This is a genomic window from Pseudomonas sp. GW822-FHT01E03 (assembly GCF_058802985.1).
In genome coordinates this window covers 1-14,810 of record NZ_JBXAOQ010000027.1, presented here as the reverse complement: position 1 = coordinate 14,810, position 14,810 = coordinate 1, and the positions used below count along the sequence as shown (strand labels likewise).

Genomic DNA, 14,810 nt, shown 5'->3' with positions numbered 1-14,810 from the left:
GATGCCCAGGGCAAGCCGGTCACCGCGCAGAACGGTCCGGTCACCGTGACGTTGGACAGCGGCAAGGTCATCACCATCGCCGAAGGCCAGAGCTCCGGCACCCTGCCGGTGACGGTCGGCAACGACGTCTACATCGGCGCGCCAACCGTTAGCGAATCCATCAAGACCGCCAGCGGCGGCAACCTTGAAGCCATCGGCACGGATAAGACTCCCGCGTCGACCAGCGTCAGTGACTTCCAGGACACCACCACTGTCAGCATCAGCGGCAGCACCTCGGTAACCGAAGGCCAGACCGCCAGTTACACCGTCAGCCTGACTCACCCGGCCCAGACCGAAGTGACGCTGAATATCGTCTACAGCGGTACCGCCGCCGACGGTTCTGACTTCACCGGTGTGTACACCGTGAAGATCCCGGCGGGTGTCAGCAGCGTGCCGTTCGACATTTCGACCATCGATGGCAAGATCACCGAAGGCACCGAAAACTTCGTGGTCAAGATCGACTCGGCCACCGGTGGCAACTTCGAGAGCCTGGCGATCAGCGCGTCCAACGGCAGCGTCAGCACTTCGATCATCGACAACGATGCACCACCATTACTGGACCTCGACGCCAACAACTCCAGTGGCGCCACCGGGGCCGACTACAAGTTGACGTTCACCGAAAACACTGCCGGTCCTGGCGTGTCGATCGGCGATACCGACCTGAGCATCACCGACCCGGACAGCACCTTGCTGACCGGCGCGACCATCGTGCTGACCAATCGTCAGGACGGCGATGCGCTGAACCTGGGCAACAGCGTCAACGGCATCACCATCAATGCCAACAGCACCAATGGCACCGTCACCCTGACCTTGTCGGGTAGCGCAACGCTGGCCGACTACATGCAGCAGATCAAGAACATCACCTTCACCAACAACAGTGAAGATCCGAGCACAGTGCCGCGCATCATCACCGTGACGGTGACCGATGGCAGCAACTACTCCAACACCGCGACCACCACGGTCAACGTGGTGGCGGTCAATGACGCACCGGTCGCAGCACCGGTCAACGTCACCGGCACCGAAGACACGCCACTGATCCTCGGCTGGTCGACCTTCGGCGTCAGCGACGTCGACAGTCCGGCCACCAGCCAGGGCGTGAAAATCACCCAGCTGCCGGGCGAGGGTAAACTGCAGTACCTGGACGGCTCGACCTGGAAAGATGTCGCCGCCGACCAGACCTTCAGCAAAGCCGACATCGACGCTGGCAAACTGCGCTTCATGCCGGATGCCAACGAATCGGGCGTGGACGGATACGGTGGTACCAACCTGGGCAACAACCAGGCCGACTACGCACAGATCAAGTTCCAGCCAACCGACGGCCAGGCGCTGGGCAACACCGGCACGATCAAGATCGACATCGCCCCAGTGGCGGATGCCCCGACCCTGAGCGTTGCCGACAACAGCGTGAGGTCCACCGGGCTGATCAAGGAAGTCTGGACCGGTCTGTCGGGCCTGGGCACCAGCGGCAACGGCGCGGACTCGACCACGCTGAAAAATGTGATCGATGCCGCTGGCACACCGAACTCCAAAGGCACCGTGACCAACGTGCAGTCCGACGGTAGCGTGACCGCCGGTACGGCGTCGAAAACCTCCGGCCTGATCTACCTCGAAGCCGGCAAGACCTATACCTTCAGCGGTGTTGGCGATGACAGCCTGCTGGTGACTATCGGAGGCAAGAACGTGGCTGCGATCACGTGGGGCGCGGGCGGCAACCTCAATGGTTCGTACACCCCGACCACCAGCGGCTACTACACCCTGGACATCTACCACCACAACCAGAGCGGCCCGGGCAGCTATGACGTCAACCTGTCGGTCAATGGCAGCACGCCGATCGACCTGAGCAGTGCCGGCGTACCGATTTACACTAGCGTGTCAGATCTGGTGAATGCCGGCGTGACCGTGTCCGACTTGCACGGCTCCAATGGCGAAGGCTACTACGACGGTTACAAACTCAACACCGGCGCCGAAGGCACCAGTGTGAAATTGTCCGCCATCACCACCGCGCTGACCGACACCGACGGCTCGGAAAGCCTGAGCCTGAAGATCAGCGGCATGCCGGTCGGCTCGATGCTCACCGACGGCGCGGGACATACCTTCACGGTCACCGCGACCAATGGCGAGGCCAACGTGACGGGCTGGAGCCTCGGCTCTCTGACTGTCACTCCACCACCGTACTACAACGGCCAGTTCAACCTGACCGTGACCTCGACCTCCACCGAGGCCCTGGGTGGTTCGGCCAGCAGCACTTCGCAGATCCCCGTGACTGTGTACCCGGCGATCTACAACGCCAGCACCGCCACGGCGGCCGATGACACCATCACCGGCACCGACGGCAATGACATCATCGTCGCCGACATCGGCGGCCTGACCGTGGTGCCGGGCACCAACTACAACATCGCGTTCATGGTCGACAGCTCCGGCAGTATGAGTTCCTCGTCGATCAACTCGGCCAAGGACCAGCTGACGTCGGTGTTCAACACCCTCAAGCAAAGCCTGGGCAGCAACTCGGGTACGGTGAACATCTTCCTGGTGGACTTCGACACCCAGGTCAACAAGTCGGTATCGGTGAACCTCAAAGACCCGAATGCGCTGACTCAGTTGAAGGCGACTCTGGACTCGATGTCATCCGGTGGCGGCACCAACTACGAGGACGTGTTCAAAACCACTGCCAACTGGTTCCAGAGTGCGGACGCCGTGGCCAACATCGGGGCGAAGAACCTCACGTATTTCATTACTGACGGCAAGCCGACTTACTACCAGAGCGGCGAGTCGACCAACCCGACTCTGTATGGCAGCACAACACTCGATAGCCTGATCACCACCAGCAACTATCAGCTGGGCACAGCGATCAGCCTGTTCCCCGACAGCACGCACCAGATCGACATTACCGCCTCGGGCTATGTGACGGTCTGGACCAAGAGCAGCAACGGCAACAACGGCAACGGCAATGGCAATGGCAATGGCAATGGCAATGGCAACGGAAACGGAAGTAGCTGGTCATCCAAGGACTTCGGCTATCTGCATGCCCAGGGTGACGGTACCTACGAGTTCTCGGGGCGTGACGGCGACGGCAACAGCACCGACGGGGACACCACCAGCAACTCCACCGGCAGCTTTACGTTGCTGAGCAACCTGTCGAATGTCGAGGCGATTGGCCTCAACAGCGGAGTGAGCCTCAACGACCTGAAGCCGTACGACTCGAATCAATCGCCACAAACCAACATTGATCCGAAGGACCTGGCCAACTCGATCATCGGCCACACCGAAGCGACGATGCCGGGTCACGACACCGTCAGCGGTGGCGACGGCAACGACCTTCTGTTCGGCGATCTGGTGAGCTTCAACGGCATTGCCGGCGAGGGTTACCAGGCAATGCAAGCCTTCGTGGCGCAGCAATCCGGTGTGGAGGTCAGCAACGTCACCACCAGCAATGTGCACCAGTACATCACCGAGCATTACAACGCGTTCGATGTGTCCGGTGCCCATGACGGCAACGACACCCTGCTGGGCGGGGCGGGCAATGACATCCTGTTCAGTTTGGGCGGTAACGACACCCTCGACGGAGGCAAGGGCAATGACATCCTGCTCGGAGGTACCGGCAACGACACGTTGATGGGTGGACAGGGCAACGACATCCTGATCGGTGGTTCCGGTGGTGATACCTTCGTCTGGAAAGCGGGCGACACCGGCAACGACGTGATCAAGGACTTCAAGGCCAGCGAAGGCGACCGGATCGACCTGCGCGATCTGTTGCAGGGTGAAACCGGCAGCACCATCGACAACTTCCTGAAGATCTCCACGGTCGATGGCGTGTCGTCGCTGCAAGTCAGCACAACCGGCCAGTTCAACTCGGGCAATGCGGCCGCCGCCACACCGGACGTGACGATCAAACTGGAAGGCAACAACTGGTCCAGCGCCAACCTGCACAACCTGATTGCCGGTAGCGACCCGACCATCAAGATCGATCACAACAACAGCTGATGCATGATAACGGCCGCTCCCTATGGGGCGGCCGTCACGTTTGCGTCCACTGCCCGGTGACGATTTCGTCGCTGCGCCACATACTGGCATGCGGTTGACCTATGCTGCTGACAGCACGACGCTGGTTCAATTCTGAGGGATGCTCAATGTTTTACGTGCAACGCGATGCGCAGGGCCTGTTGGTACGCGTGGAACCCGCCGCCTACGCTGAGGCCACGGAAACGCTGGCGGCCGACAATCATGAGATCCAGGCCTGGTTTGCCAACGCGGCTGTGGAAAACAGCCTCAAACAGCTCAAGCAAAGTGACCTGGAAATGATCCGGGTACTCGACGACTTGATTCAGGTGCTGACCCAGAAAGGCGTGATCCGCGTCACCGACCTGCCGACGGCGGCCCAGGCCAAGCTCATGGACCGGAACCAGGCCCGTGAAGCCTTGGGTGGCTTGAGCCAATTGATCGATGATGAGGAGACCGGGCTGATCTGACGCGCCCCTGCAATCATTCCCACGCACGGCGTGGGAGCGATCACATCAGGCCCAGGGTTTTGGCTCGCCGAACAACTGACCCTGTACACCGTATAACCCCATCTCGCGAATCACCGACAACTCCCCTTCTGTCTCGACCCGCTCGGCAATCAGGGGCAAGTCAATGCTGTGCGCCGCTCGCTGGATCGCCTCGATGAACAGGCGTTTGTCACTCTCCAGATCAATCGACCGAATGTAGCTGCCATCGATTTTCAGGTACGCCAGACCCAACCGGGCCAGGTTGCCGATCATGCTGAAGCGTCCGCCAAAACGTTGCAGGCTCAGGGAGAAACCGAGTTCGCGCAGGCGCCGGGTCAACTGCTCCAGCACCGCCTGGTCAGGCAATTGCTCTTCGCCAATCTCCAGGGTTAGACGCGGGCCGAGGTTAGAATGCGCACGCAGTATTTCGAAGATCCTGTTTTGCGCCTGCGGGTCGCCCAAGGTAGCCGACGACAGATTCAGCGCCAGCGACTCCTCATGCTCGCTCATTTGCGCCAACACCCGTTCGAGCATCAGCCGATCCAGACGCGCCGTCCAGCCGAAGCGCTCCAGCCAAGGCAGAAAACGCCCGGCGGGGATGGTCTGGCCGTGTTCGTCGAGCAGTCGCGACAACACTTTGTAATGCAGTACCAGTTGCGTGTCCTGGGCAGCCACCACCGGCTGGAAATACAGCTCGAAGCGCCGCTGTGTCAGCGCCTGGTCGAGCATGCGATGCCAGGCGTGGTGATCGTCGCCGACACTGGCCGAGAGGCTGTGCTCGATACAGGCCCAGTTCTGCTCGCCCTGGCCTTCGGCCTGCGCCAGCGCCTGATCACCGAGGCTGAGCACGGTTTGCGGCGAATCGCCGTGAACAAAGGGCGCCAGGCCGATAGAGGCCACGGCAGCCACATCGGTGGCGCCGGTAGCGTGCAGACTGGCCAAGGCGCTGTCGAGGTTTTGTGCCAGTTGCAGCGCTTCTTCGCGCACCAGCCCCGGCGCCAGCACGGCAAATTCGCCACCGCGGATACGCGTGACCAAGTTCTGGGTTTCCGGGTATTTGGCGCACTCGCGAGACAGTTGTTCACCGACGGCCTTGAGCACGTCATCGGTGCGCTGGCCACCGAGACGCTGGTTGAGACCGGCCAGATCCTTGACCCGCAATAGCAGCAGGTAACCGGAACTGGCCTGCTCCGGGTTGCTCACCCGCGCATTCAGTTGCATCTCGAAATAACGCCGGTTGGCCAACCCGGTCAACGAGTCCTGATAGGACTCGACCCGCAATTTTTCACTGCGCTCCGCCTGCTCCTGAAACAGCGCCTTGAGCTTCTCGACCATCTGGTTCATGGCCTGCACTACCCGGCGAAGTTCGGGGGTGCGCGGCAGTTCTGGCAGGCTGAGGAATTCCCGCCGGGCGATAGCGTGGGATTGCTTGACCATGTAATCCAGCGGTCTCAATTGCTGACGCAGCAACAATGCGCCCAGTACCGCACTGACCGCGCCACATAGCAGCAACCAGCCCAGGCTGCCCAAAGCGCTTTGCCATAGCTTGGCCAGCGCAAACATCGGGTGGCTGACCACCTCGACCCGGGCAGCCTGCTCCCAGCCACGGCTGACGATCGCATCACCACCGGCGGGCTCCAGGCCGATCAGTTTGACGAACCAGTCCGGAACATTGTTGACCGCCGGAATGCCCGTGCGCTCGACCAGGGTCTGATTGGTCTTCACATCGACCACGCGGATGCTCGCGTAGTAACCGCTGTCGAAAATCGAGCTGACGAGCAACTCGACCATCGCCGGGTCGTCGATGTTCGGTGTCAGGGACAGCGCCAGCGCCGTCGCGGCGTCCTGGGCATGGGAGCGCAACTGGTTGACGTACTGAGTACGCGAGCTCTCCAGACTGACCATGAAACTGCCGGTGAAGGCGACCACCAGGAACAGACAGATAGCAATCAACAGCTGTTTGAACAAAGACATCTGAGCACGTGCTCCTAGTTAGTCGTCTCGACCGGGAATCCTTCGGCCTGCATTTTTTTCAACACATCCTGCCAACGCGAAAGGCGTTTGGTATCGCCAACCTTTTTATTGCCCTTGGCACCCGGTAACCACATCCCTTCCGCGTTGAAAGAGTAGACCGGCAGCAAATCCTTTCGCTGGCTGGCCGGCTTGATCGCATCAATCAGGCTGTCGAGCACCAGGGGCTCGGCCTCCGGACTCGAGTAGTAGGTCAGCACCATGTGCGCACGGTTCTGGGTCAGTGCCTTGACATAGGTGATACGCAGCTTTTCACTAGCTACACCGAGGTGTCGCAGGCTGAAGTACTTGGCAATAGCGTAGTCTTCACAGTCGCCGGCGCCTTTCCAGAGGGCTTCGATCGGGGTTTCCCAGTAGTCGACTTCATGCCACAGATCCATGTCTTCGACGTATCGCAGCTGTTTGTTGAAGAAGCGATTGACCACATTGAGTTGTTCCAGCTCGCCGAGCTGCTTCTGGCTGGTCAACAAGTATTGCCAATCATTAATGCGCTGCTGACCTTCTCCCAAAGGTCCGTACAATGCCTGCGCTCGCCGGCTGATCAGGGAAAAATCCCAATCGGCGCTCAAGCTGCCCAGCATCACGCCAGTCAGCAGCAATGCGCTGCACAGCCAGCGTAAAACCCGGGGGATCGTTAAACTTGCCACCAATGCGAGGCATCCTGGATAGGCAGGAGGGAGTCGTTCGAATGGTGAAGGTTAGCCCGGAAAAAGACAATGGCACGGTGAGATCACTGGCGGCGCGCTAAACTGGAAGAAAGGCACTCCAGAGCTTGTTTGACAAGCAGTCAGCCAGTCACTAGTGTCATTTGGATCCAAAAATATTCCATCAATCAGGGTGCGTTTAGTGACACAAAAGCCCAACCCTCTCAGCAGTATCAAGGTCAACGGGCCGATTCCTGCACACATGGCACGCTCGGTGATCGAAGAAACCCTGCGCGCGGCCATACTCGACGGGCGCATTCCTTGCGGTGCGGCCTTGCGCCAGCAAGACCTCGCCGACCTGTTCGGCGTCAGCCGCATGCCTGTACGCGAAGCCTTGCGCCAACTCGAAGCACAATCGTTGCTCAATGTGGTTGCCCATAAGGGCGCCGTGGTCGCGCCACTGGTACAGGGCGATGCCGTGGAAACCTATGCGCTGCGCATCCTGCTGGAATCCGAAGCCCTGCGTCTCTCGGTACCACTGCTCCAGGACGAAGATCTCGAACAGGCTGCCCGCTACATCGATGCACTGGAAACGGAAAGCGACTACACCGAAATCGGTCGGCTCAATCGCCTGTTCCACATGGCGCTTTACACCCGGGCGCCGAATCGCCGGCTGTTGAAACTGGTCGAAGACGGCCTGATCGAAGAAGAACGGTTCCTGCGTTTCAACCTGGAAGCCATGGGCCTGGGCAAACTCTCCCAGGATGACCACAAGGCACTGTTGCAGGCAGCCAAAGCCCGGGACGTCGAACACTCCGTGCAGCTGCTCGAGCATCACCTGAACCGAGGGGTCGAGGTCATTACGCGCTACCTCAACAGCCCTGAAGTCCAAGCCAGGAACAGGTCGAAGTAGCCCGCGGCGGCAAGCCCGGGGAATGTAACGAAGGGTTTTCCTCGCTTGCCGCGCACTCCCCCAAATGCTCCGCGAATGATTTGATTACAAATCCCCCGCCCCCATACCACACCGCCCTTGCGGCGCCATACCGCGCCCCAACGCCCCGCCGCCTTAAAACCCGACCATTGCAACGTTTGCGTGATGCCTCAGTAATGGCGGCCACCTCGATTTACGCCCACTCTGGATAACCAGGACAAAAAACGGGTGACGCTCCGTGCGAATGGAGCAGTCTCTGCCCCCAGAAGCGAAGGAAGGAGCCTCATCACGGGACCGGAAGGATCGGTATCACTCGCGACCCAATTCCACCCCCTCAGACACCCACAACGACGCCCGTAAAAAGTTACTTCGAGTGAGGCATTCACTCTTTGTTTAATTCTGACTTACATAAGCCGGAAGGAGTAACTACGCCAAAATAAAACCAATATAAAAAGTTTTATTGGAACTTGTCATCTTCGAAAAAGTTGAATATTTAAATAATAACAAAACAACTTGATCAAGACTTTATATGTGTATTAGTTTTTCTTCGCCGCCAGCCACAAACGGCAGTAACGCCTCAGCTACTCGGCATCAATAGCACTGAAAAAGATCAATACGTTTGAGGGTACCCGTTCGCCAGGAGAAAACTTCCAGCGAACTTCAGTGTTTGATTACTTCTCACCCCGGATCATTTACAGGCTCATCCATGAAACCAACTAAAGAACGTCTGCTTCAAAAAAAATCAGAACTTAGCGAACACCCGATCTTCTCTGAAATACATTCGCTGCCGGTCCTGCGACGCTTCATGGAAACCCACGTGTTTGCCGTATGGGACTTCATGTCGCTGACCAAGCGCCTGCAACAGGAATTGACCTGCGTGCGACTGCCCTGGCTGCCACCGCAGGATCCCCAGGCCGCGCGGTTGATCAACGAGATCGTACTGGGTGAGGAGTCGGATGATCGTCCGGCCCGGGGTCATTACAGCCACTTCGAGTTGTACCTGGATGCAATGCGCGAGGTCGGCGCCTGTACCGTTGCCATCGAACGCTTCGTGGCCCTGCAGCAAGAGGGTGTGAGCTACGACGTGGCCTTGCAGAGCATCAAGGTCGATCCGGCGGCCGCGGATTTCGTTCGCCATACGCTACACACCGCACTACATGCACCGGGTCACAGTGTGGCGGCGGCGTTTCTGCACGGTCGCGAGAGCGTTATCCCGCAGATGTTCCAGCGCATCCTCGACGATTGGGGCATCGGCATCGAACAGGCGCCGACTTTCCGGTACTACCTCGAACGGCACATTGAGGTCGATTCCGAGGACCATGGCCCGGCAGCGGAAAAGCTTCTGGCGCGACTGGTCGATAGCGACCCGCAACGGCAGGAAGATGTGTACGCGAGCGCCATCGCAGCCGTGGAAAGTCGTATCGCCCTGTGGGACGGGTTGCGCCTGAGCATGAACGTATCCGTCACGGAGGTGAGCGCATGAACGCCGCAGACTACCAATCCTTCGCTGATGCTTGGGAGAGCCGCGCGACCATCCGAACCCGCCCGCGTCGTGTGCTGGAAAACGACGACAAACTGATCTACCCGTTGAGCCGCCAACCGCTGGTGCTGAGCGAAACCTTTGTGCGCCAATGCCCGGAACAACGCGACTTCGCCCTGGTGCAGACCCTCTACAAGTTCATCAACGATGTGGTGATCTTCGAAACCGAGATCGTCGACAAAACCGCCCGCAGCATCGCCAAGAATCGCTTCGCGGTCGAGTTCCCGTTCGCCTGCCGCTACGACGCCATGACTGTCGTGGTGGACGAGGATTATCACGCACTGGTGGCGATGGATTTCATGCAACAGACCATCGCGTTGACCGGCATCACCCCCATTGAATTGCCGGATGAAATCGAACTGAGCCGAGCAATACCGGCGGCCGTGGCGCTCGCACCTGAGCACCTGCGTAGTGCTGTAGAACTGATCTGCGTGGCCATCGCCGAAAACACGGTGACCGGTGATGTCGCCGCATTTGCCAAGGACGACACGGTCAAGCAATCGATCAAGGGCCTGATGGCCGATCACTTGCTGGACGAGGGGCGTCACTCCGGTTTTTGGGCGCGGCTGGTACGCATCTACTGGCATGCCGCAAGTGCAGACGACCGCCAGTGCATCGCCCAGATCTTGCCGGTGTTCATTGCTCATTACCTGACCAACGACATCCAGAAATCCTTCGACTTCTGCCTGATCGACGCACTGCAGATCAACGACTCGGCGCGCCACGCCCTCAGGAACGAAGTATCGGCACTGGCCTTCCCGATAAGTCGCCATCACCCGCTGGTGGCCAACATTGTGCGGTTTTTCCACAGCAGTTCGTTGCTCGATTCGCCGTGCGTACAAACCGCCCTCAGCGACTACCTGGTTTGACGAGGAGCCCATCATGAGACGTCTCGACATCTTGCTCATCGGACAAAGCCAGGCGCTGACCGAGCTGGCATTGGAACTCGAACAACACGGTCACTCACTGACGCGGGTATCCGCACGCGACGAAATGCCGGGGCCGGTGGATCTGCTGATCGACGATGGCACGTCGCCTCAGTTCACTGCTCAGGCGCCACGGCTGACATTGCAATTGGGGCTCGGCTTGCCGCAGGCGTCCGGCCTGCCTTCGCTGGACCTGTTGTGCAGTCATGGCTCAACGCTGCTGACCCGTGTACCCATCGCCGATGAGCCGTCGGGTAACGGCCAGGCGTTGCGTAGGCAGGCCATGACAGCACTGGTTGACCACGTGGCGCTGCTGGTCAGCCGCTACTCGCGCGATGTCGACTATTTTCGGTTCGCCGAACCCGCCGAACCTGTTCGCTTCGAGCGCATCGAGAGTTTGCGGTTCCTTGACAGCCTCGCGTTCGTGCATCGCCTCAATGCCACCGCCGACCCACGACTGCAGCAGCTTGCGCAAACGCCGATGATCGAAAGGCTGGAGCAACAGTGCATCCAGAATGCTGACCGTCCGGCCTTGAGCATCGATGGCACCACCCTCGACTATCGCCAGTTGCACGCCCACAGCCGCGCCATCCAGCAACGCCTTCGACCGCTGCTGGATCAGCATCAAGGCCCGATAGTCGTCGGGATCTGCCTGCCCAAATGCAGCGCGTTGTATGCGGGAATCCTGGCGATCCTGGGCAGCGGCGCGGTGTACTTGCCGCTGGAGCCGAGCCATCCGTTGCAACGTCAGCAGTACATCCTGTCGAATGCCGGCGCGGTGTTGTTGCTGCATGACGGCGAGCATCCCCTGGCGAACGAGATGCCAGGGCTGGACATCAGCAGCATCGACGCCCATGCAGCAGATCTCTCTCAACCGTTGATGCGCCAACGCCCCGACCTCGATACGCCATGCATGGCCCTCTACACCTCGGGCACCACCGGCCATCCGAAGGGCGTGCTGCTCAGCCAGGCCAACTTCGCGCACTTCACCCACTGGTACGCCGACTATGTTCAGCTGACCAGCCAGAGCCGGGTGCTGCAGTTTTCTTCGTTGAGCTTCGACTCATCGCTGATCGACATCTTCCCGACCCTGCTGCAAGGCGCCGAGCTGATCGTGCCCGACGAGGACCAACGTCGCGATCCGCTGCAACTGGTGGAGCTGATTCGTCATCGGCAGCTGAGCCACGCCTTTTTACCGCCCGCCTTGTTGAGCATCCTGCCGCTGGAGCAGTTGCAATGTCTGGACCGTGTGATGACCGGCGGCGATGTCTGCGAACCGTGGGTCATCGAGCAGCTGAGCCGTCAGGGCAAGCTCTACAACCTCTACGGGCCCACCGAGGCCACGGTGCTGATTACCGCGCGCAAACTCCAGCCAGGCGACCACAACCGCTCGCTGGGCGCTCCAATCGCCAACAGCCAGGTGTTGATTCTCGATGACGATTTTCAACCGGTGGCCGAACAGACCGTCGGCGAGTTGTACATTGCCGGCCCGGGCGTGTGCCTGGGATACCTGAACAACCCGCAGCAAACCGCTGAGCGTTATCTGGAACTGAACTTGCCTGATGGCCGGACCCTGCGCGCCTATCGCACCGGGGACATGGCGAAGTGGACGGCTGAAGGGATCGAGCTGTGCGGTCGGCGTGATAATCAGGTGAAGATTCGCGGCTTCCGGGTCGAGCCGGAAGAGATTGAGCGCTGCCTGCGCGACAGCCAGTTGTATCGCCAGGTTGCCGTGATCATCGATAGCCAGCGGCGGATTCTGGCTTTCCTTGCCCAGCCCCGAGAGGACCTTCCCGGCAGCGCTCGCCAGGCGTTGAGGGCCCACGCGACACAGCACCTGCCGGACTACATGCGCCCTGTTGCATGGACTGAGCTGGCAAGCATGCCTTACGCCAGCAATGGCAAGGTCGACCGCAAGGCGTTGCTGGATCTGCCGGTGAGCGTCACCGAGAACCCTTCAAGGCGCCTGCCCGTCAACGCCGATGAGGCCCTGCTGCTGGAAATCTGGGCGCAGTTGCTGGAGCTGCCGGCGAGCGACATTTCCACCGACGAAAGCTTCTTCAATCTGGGCGGGCACTCGATCCTCCTGTCGCGCATGCTCCTGCGACTGCGCGAGGAGTTCGGGCGCAGCATCTCGATCAACCGCTTCATCGAAATGCCCACCCTCGAGAAACTGGCGACACTGGTACGCGGCTTCGGCAGCGAAGAAGTGCTGAGCGAACAGGCCATGCGCGATGCCTTCCGCGAACTGGATATTCAGCCAATGCCCGTCAGCCGCATGGGCGATGTGCACAAGGTGATCGTCACCGGTGCCAACAGTTTTGTCGGTGTACACATCGTTGAGGCATTGCTGGCCTGGGGCGCCAGTGAAGTCGCCTGTCTGGTTCGCGACGGCAACGGGCAATCGGCGAACGAGCGCTTTGCCCAGGCGTTACGGGAGAACCGTCTGGAGCATCTGGATATGAGCCGGGTGCGGGTTTACACGGCAGACGTCACACGGCCGGAACTCGGTTTGGCGCCCGAGGTTTACCAGCGGCTGGATCAGGAGTTTGGCGCTCTGGTGCACAACGCGGCCAACGTCAATCACGTCCTCGATTACGAGTCGCTCGCCCGCGACAACGTCGAGCCGATTTTCGAATGTTTGCGCCTGTGCGAAGGACGCAGCAAAAAAATCTTCAACTTCGTCTCGACGCTCTCGGCCTCCAGCACGATATCCGCCGATGGCCGAGTGCTTGAGTTGCCGGCCGCACTCACACCACCGATCTACATCAAGAACGGCTACAACCTGTCCAAATGGGTTGGCGAGCGAATCCTCGAACGGGCACGGGAGCTTGGTGTGCGGGTCAATCTCTACCGTCCCGGCAACATCAGCTTCAACAGCCTCACGGGCGTGTGTCAGCCGCACAAGAATCGTCTGATGCTGATGCTCAAGGGCTCGATCCAGCTTGGCCAAGTACCGGAGTTCGCCTTGAATTTCGACTTGATGCCGGTGGACTTTCTCGCCCGATTCATCGCCTTCCACGCCAGTCGTTATCAACCGGAACAAGCGGTATTCAACCTGCACAACCCCGAGCCCTTGAGCTGGGACAACTACGTGGCGTCCTTCCGCGAGGCAGGCCGCGAATTCACGATGGTCAGCGTCGCCGACTGGCAGCAGCAACTGGGTCGGGTCGACAGCGACAACGCGTTGTTCGGCGTGCTGGGGTTCTACCTCAACGGCTTCGAGGAGGACATCGGCGATATCTCGATGATCGGCCACGACAACGCCCAGGCCGGTGTTCGGCTAATGGGCGCGCACTACCCGCAAAAGTCCCCGGCGCTGCTGCGTCGCGGCTGCGATTACCTCAAAGAAATCAATTTCATCTGACGCAACCAAACGGAGCAAAACCATGAGTATTCTGCAACCCGACACCCTGATCAAAAACCCTCAAGGCTGCCACGTGGTGTCCTCGGTGGACGTGCCCGCCGATGCCACTCGGGTATGGGCCGTAGTCGGTAACTTTGCCGGCTTCGATCGCTTCATCCCGGCACTGTCGCATATAGAGATGACCGGCGAAGGCGTGTCATCGCTACGCAAAAAGTTTTTCAAGGACGGCAACCTGGTGGTCGAGCAGCTCAACTCCCGGGACGACCAGGCACGGCACATGACCTGGACCACTATCTACAACACCCTGGGTGTGGCCAATCTGTGGGCCGCGATGAGCGTTGAACCACTGGATGCGGACAAGTCCAGAGCCACCTGGACCATCATCGCCGAACCGGCGCAGGGCACCGCCGAGGCACTGCCGGGCTTCAAGGACTTCGTACAGGGTTTTGCCGATGATGCGATGAACAATGTGCTGAAGCTGTTTGCGTAAGACGTGAAAAAGCCCGTTGTGGAGAGGCTCCACAACGGGCTTTTCAGTACCCCTGAAACGACAAAACCCCTGTCTGCGTTAGCAGACAGGGGTTTCGGAATTCAATCTTGACGATGACCTACTCTCACATGGGGAAACCCCACACTACCATCGGCGATGCATCGTTTCACTTCTGAGTTCGGGATGGGATCAGGTGGTTCCAACGCTCTATGGTCGTCAAGAAATTCTGTAACCAGCCCGTTAGAACTTTAACGTGCCAGTGAAAACTGGTGACTTCTACTAAAACAAAACCCCTACCTGCATACGCAGATAGGGGTTTCGGAATTTAATCTTGACGATGACCTACTCTCACATGGGG

General features: G+C 59.6%; 9 protein-coding genes and 1 rRNA gene. 7 read left to right on the top strand and 3 right to left on the bottom strand.

Going from position 1 to position 14,810, the window contains the following annotated elements; all coding sequences use genetic code 11:
* Both AC1RP7_RS27825 and AC1RP7_RS27820 read left to right on the top strand, forming a co-directional pair.
* The coding region (locus AC1RP7_RS27825) for a beta strand repeat-containing protein (RefSeq protein WP_493184010.1) at positions 1-4,020 on the top strand (4,020 nt) is incomplete at its 5' end.
* A gap of 146 nt (positions 4,021-4,166) precedes the next feature.
* Positions 4,167-4,505, top strand: a complete 339-nt coding sequence (locus AC1RP7_RS27820) for a tryptophan synthase subunit beta (protein WP_090452373.1) — start codon at positions 4,167-4,169, stop codon at positions 4,503-4,505.
* Between the two features lie 45 nt (positions 4,506-4,550).
* On the opposite strand, the gene lapD is transcribed toward AC1RP7_RS27820, so the two are convergent.
* Both lapD and lapG read right to left on the bottom strand, forming a co-directional pair.
* Entirely contained in the window at positions 4,551-6,497 is a 1,947-nt protein-coding gene (gene lapD, locus AC1RP7_RS27815; protein WP_218495513.1) for a cyclic di-GMP receptor LapD, read from the bottom strand.
* A gap of 14 nt (positions 6,498-6,511) precedes the next feature.
* A complete protein-coding gene (gene lapG, locus AC1RP7_RS27810; RefSeq protein ID WP_150815187.1) occupies positions 6,512-7,204 on the bottom strand; it encodes a cysteine protease LapG in 693 nt (230 codons plus the stop codon).
* Positions 7,205-7,400: 196 nt separating this feature from the next.
* On the opposite strand from lapG, the gene AC1RP7_RS27805 reads away from it, so the two are divergent.
* From AC1RP7_RS27805 to AC1RP7_RS27785, 5 genes are all read left to right on the top strand, one after another.
* On the top strand, positions 7,401-8,111 hold the full coding sequence (locus AC1RP7_RS27805; RefSeq protein WP_090452367.1) for a GntR family transcriptional regulator: 711 nt from the start codon (positions 7,401-7,403) through the stop codon (positions 8,109-8,111).
* 724 nt (positions 8,112-8,835) lie between these two features.
* On the top strand, positions 8,836-9,612 hold the full coding sequence (locus AC1RP7_RS27800; protein WP_493183415.1) for a DUF3050 domain-containing protein: 777 nt from the start codon (positions 8,836-8,838) through the stop codon (positions 9,610-9,612).
* The gene (locus AC1RP7_RS27795) at positions 9,609-10,538 is read left to right on the top strand and encodes a diiron oxygenase (protein WP_154910996.1); all 930 of its coding nucleotides are present in this window, start codon (positions 9,609-9,611) and stop codon (positions 10,536-10,538) included. Before AC1RP7_RS27800 ends, AC1RP7_RS27795 begins: the two co-directional genes overlap by 4 nt.
* 13 nt (positions 10,539-10,551) lie before the next feature.
* Positions 10,552-13,962, top strand: coding sequence for an amino acid adenylation domain-containing protein (locus tag AC1RP7_RS27790; protein WP_493183417.1), 3,411 nt, complete (start codon positions 10,552-10,554; stop codon positions 13,960-13,962).
* 22 nt (positions 13,963-13,984) lie between these two features.
* Complete coding sequence (locus AC1RP7_RS27785) at positions 13,985-14,452, top strand: SRPBCC family protein (protein ID WP_492588742.1); 468 nt, start codon at positions 13,985-13,987, stop codon at positions 14,450-14,452.
* Positions 14,453-14,557: 105 nt separating this feature from the next.
* Here the strand turns inward: AC1RP7_RS27785 and rrf are convergent.
* A 5S ribosomal RNA gene (gene rrf / locus AC1RP7_RS27780) occupies positions 14,558-14,673 on the bottom strand.
* Positions 14,674-14,810 lie beyond the last annotated feature (137 nt).

Bases quoted from the DNA above. Each gene is read 5' to 3' on its own strand.
- AC1RP7_RS27820 (WP_090452373.1), top strand. From the start codon at position 4,167: ATGTTTTACGTGCAACGCGATGCGCAGGGCCTGTTGGTACGCGTGGAA.
- lapD (WP_218495513.1), bottom strand. From the start codon at position 6,497: ATGTCTTTGTTCAAACAGCTGTTGATTGCTATCTGTCTGTTCCTGGTG.
- AC1RP7_RS27800 (WP_493183415.1), top strand. From the start codon at position 8,836: ATGAAACCAACTAAAGAACGTCTGCTTCAAAAAAAATCAGAACTTAGC.
- AC1RP7_RS27795 (WP_154910996.1), top strand. From the start codon at position 9,609: ATGAACGCCGCAGACTACCAATCCTTCGCTGATGCTTGGGAGAGCCGC.
- AC1RP7_RS27790 (WP_493183417.1), top strand. From the start codon at position 10,552: ATGAGACGTCTCGACATCTTGCTCATCGGACAAAGCCAGGCGCTGACC.
- AC1RP7_RS27785 (WP_492588742.1), top strand. From the start codon at position 13,985: ATGAGTATTCTGCAACCCGACACCCTGATCAAAAACCCTCAAGGCTGC.